Origin of the sequence: Peptoniphilus sp., assembly GCF_050943655.1 — a bacterium.
Classification (GTDB): Bacteria; Bacillota; Clostridia; order Tissierellales; family Peptoniphilaceae; genus Peptoniphilus_A.
Map to the genome: position 1 here is coordinate 1 of NZ_JBMNPQ010000101.1, position 3,941 is coordinate 3,941.

Sequence of the window (3,941 nt, forward strand, 5' to 3'; positions counted from 1 at the left end):
GCAATGCTTCTTCTTGAAGAGGCGGACATGCTCCTTCTAGATGAGCCGACAAACCACCTAGACATTGGAGCAATTACATGGCTTGAGAAATACTTAAAAGAAATAAGAAAGAGCGTAATAATAATTTCTCACGACAGATATTTCTTAAATAATATCGTAAATAAAGTCGTGCTACTAGAAAATGGCGTGACAAAAACTTACAACGGAAATTATGACAATTACAGCAAACAGAGAAAGATTGACTTTGAACTTTTAAAGAAACAGTATGAAGATCAGCAAAAGGAAATCAAAAGACAAGAAGAAATCATAAAGAAATTTATGAACGTTGGACGTGAGAAGGCAATTCGTCAGGGCAAGAGCAGAAAGAAGATGCTCGAGAGAATGAAGAGACTTGAGATGCCAAACACGAACAAGAAGACGAACCTCAGATTTACGACAAAAAAGACATCGGGTAGAGAAGTCCTTATGATTAAAAATCTAAAAAAATCCTTTGGAGATCACTTGGTCTTCGAAAACATAAACGTCGCTGTCTACAAGGGAGATAAGATTGGACTAATTGGTCCAAACGGCGTGGGCAAGTCCACACTCTTTAAAATAGTAGAAGGATCAGTCACACCCGACGAGGGTGAAGTAAAAATTGGTTCCAATGTGGACATAGCATTCTTCTACCAAGAGCTCGACAACTTAAACACAAATAACACCGTGATAGACGAAATATGGGATGCTTATCCAAAGCTTGAGCACTTCGAAATAAGAAAGTATCTGGCAGAATTTTTGTTTGTTGGAGATGACATATTTAAAAGCATTGACGAACTGTCTGGTGGAGAACGCGGAAGGCTTTCACTTCTAAAAATAATGTTAAAGGGTGCAAACTTCTTGGTGCTAGATGAGCCGACTAACCACCTTGACATTGACTCAAAAGAAATTCTAGAAGACGCGCTGGAAAAATACGACGGCACAGTCCTATCAATATCCCACGACAGGTATTTCTTAAACAAAACCTCAAATAAAATCTTTGAGATGACGCCAAGTGCCTTAAATGTGTTCTTGGGAGACTACGACTACTACGTTGAAAAGACTACAATGCCTACCGAGCTACCAGATGAGTATATATCCAAAACAGAAATAGCAAGGCGAAAAAAAGAAGATCGCGAAAACAAAAAGAAAGAAAAAGCACAAAGAGAAGAAAAACAAAAATTGACTAAAGAAATACAAAGGCTCGAAGAAGAGTTATCAACAATCGACGAAAAACTTGCTGATAACAGCATTTACGAAGACTATATGCTCGTAAGTGAACTTACAAATAATCGCGAAGACATTGATAATAAGCTAAGTGTGCTCTATGAAAAGTGGATTGAGCTAGAAGAAGAATAAAAAGTTATGCCCAGATAATATCAACACGAGAAAACTGCGTGTTCACTTAATCCACAAAGTTATCAACATTATCCACAAAAAATTGTCGACTTATCACCAGAAATTAATACACAAAGCATCAACAATTGACATTTTTACAACTAATACACAAAAAAGCCTGCAAATGTCGCGATGTTTACAAAAATTAAATGAATAGTATACAGATTAATCCACAAAAACTAACATTCTGTGGATAAGTCATAAATACAATATAGGAGGATACTAAAACCTCCCACTTTTTTTGTCCAATTCTGTTGGTAACTAAATAAAATCTTAATGTACAATATAAGTCCCCTAATCCCACACTTTATGCAATAAAAAAGGACTTCTACAAGAGAAGTCCAAAAATATTATTTTATAAATGATAAATTATCTTAGAACTGAATTTGTGCAAATATTGTAATTATAAACACGTTTATAATATCAATTGCAAAGGCACCAACCATTGGTAGAATGAAGTATGCCTTTGGAGCTGGACCGTATTTTTCAGTAACAGAGTCCATATTTGCTAGGGCGTTGTATGTTGCACCCATACCAAATCCGCAAGTACCTGCAGCAAGTACAGCTGCGTCGTAGTCGCTTCCCATAACCTTGTAAACAACAAAGTAAGAGAATAGAGCCATAAAGATAGTTTGTGTAAATAGTACGATTAACATTGGTCCTGCAACAGCTTTAAGTTGAGTAAGGTCAATTGTAATTAAAGCGATTGATAAGAATACATTAAGACCAATAGAACCACAAATATCATTTGCTCTTTGGTTCATTTTAAATACTTCTTTTTTGCCAAGAGTGTTAACGAATAGACCACTGAAGATCATTGCAGCAACATATTCTGGCAAGTTAAGTGGTTTGCCTAGAACAATTACATGTTCTTGTAGGAAATTCTTAAGGATTGCACCAAGAGCTACTGAGCAGAAGATTAGAGCAAGAACTTTTAAGAAGTCATTAACATTAAGTTGTTCTTCCATTGTTTCTTCTTCAGTTTCAACATCTGGAACTGCTACAAATTCATTGCTTGGTTTTAAATTATGTCTTTTAATTCTTGCAGAACCAATAGGTCCACCGATTAAAGATCCCATAATTACACCAAATGTAGCAGCGGCAAGCGCAATAACTTCACCTGATTGAAGACCAGCTTGTTCAAGAGTTGGACCCCAAGCACCTGCTGTTCCGTGTCCACCAGTCATTGTGATAGAACCACAAACAAGACCAAGAAGTGAGTTTTGACCAATAAGTTTAGCAACTCCCATACCAATAATGTTTTGGAAAATTACCATAACTACTGAAATTCCAAGGAAAATTAAGAATCCCTTACCACCTTTTTTAAGTGTTTCAATATTAGCTCCAATACCTATTGAAGTAAAGAATACCATCATGAATGGATCCTTTAAAGTTACGTCCATGTCAAAAGTTGCAATTCCATTTACCTTTAAAATTAAGTGAATGATAGCGAATAAAAAGCCACCAATAACGGGTGCTGGAATACAGAACTTTTCAAAAAAGTTAATTTTGTGTCTTAAAAATCTACCAACATAAAGCATGATAATTGCGATTGCAGTCGTTTGCATCATGTTAGTTGAAATAGTAAAAATACCTTCCATGTTTACCTCCCCTTTTACTTTTCGTGGCTCATGTATGTATGAATAGTAAGCCACGCAACAAAATTCCTTAAGTCACGTTAAATACTATAACAAAATTATTTTTTCGTGCCAATACAATTTTATGAAAAGTTTTTCTTTTCTTTTCGTGAATAAATGTAAAGTTTCAAACCTTAAATAAACATTTTTAGCCTATATAAGCGTGTTTTTTACATGCTTCTTTAACAATTTTATGTTGTCGGAAAACTTTTTCATTTCATTACATGGTTTAAAGCAGCGAAAAATTACATATACAATTTTTCAATAATTTATTTCGCAAATTTCGTTAAATATTATTAAACCATATTTGCAAAAAGCTTTCTTTTAGTAATATCATGACCATATATACGCATTTTGTTAATAAATCGTAAATATATTAAATTTTGTACATAAAAAATACTTTTTTCTGAAATACTAACCTGTTAATCGTGAAAAAATTAAAAAATTTTTAAAAATAAATAATGGAAGAGAGATGGGTTTGGAAGAAAAACGAAAGATTTTTAAAATTTTGAATTTAGTGTTGGTAGTAGTGATAAATTTTAAGCAGGGTGTAGAGTTTCTTAGAATTAGAGTGATGACGGCGACGCAGTTTTTCTTTGTAGTAATAATTATTTTATGTAAAGTGGTTTTAATTAGTGCAGGCAATTTAAAGAAGGCATTAAAAAATCACTTTTTCCAACGTCATCCAGAGCAAGGAAAATTTATTTTCTGCGTCGAAGGATCTGTAGGGTAAAGGTGGCGATGTGTTGTCGTCTTATTGAGAAGACGTCTTGGAGTTATTCTCCTTTACATTATTTTATTAAAACGATTAGTTCTCGCTCGAATGCTTTGCAGATCCCTCGACCGTCGCTCGGGATGACGTGAGAGAGGTTTTCTAGTCAAGACGATTAG

3 protein-coding genes are annotated in these 3,941 nt (G+C 34.3%); 2 read left to right on the forward strand and 1 reads right to left on the reverse strand.

The window, feature by feature from the left end; all coding sequences use genetic code 11:
* Positions 1-1,374, forward strand: a 1,374-nt coding sequence (locus ACOX6R_RS07435; protein ID WP_433448821.1) for an ABC-F family ATP-binding cassette domain-containing protein, incomplete at its 5' end; no start/stop codon positions are given.
* Positions 1,375-1,787: 413 nt separating this feature from the next.
* Here the strand turns inward: ACOX6R_RS07435 and gltS are convergent.
* Positions 1,788-3,014: a sodium/glutamate symporter gene (gene gltS / locus ACOX6R_RS07440; protein WP_433448823.1), complete on the reverse strand. Its 1,227-nt coding sequence runs from the start codon at positions 3,012-3,014 to the stop codon at positions 1,788-1,790.
* Positions 3,015-3,522: 508 nt separating this feature from the next.
* Between gltS and ACOX6R_RS07445 the strand changes: the two genes are divergently transcribed.
* Entirely contained in the window at positions 3,523-3,783 is a 261-nt protein-coding gene (locus ACOX6R_RS07445) for a hypothetical protein (protein WP_433448825.1), read from the forward strand.
* Positions 3,784-3,941: the final 158 nt, after the last annotated feature.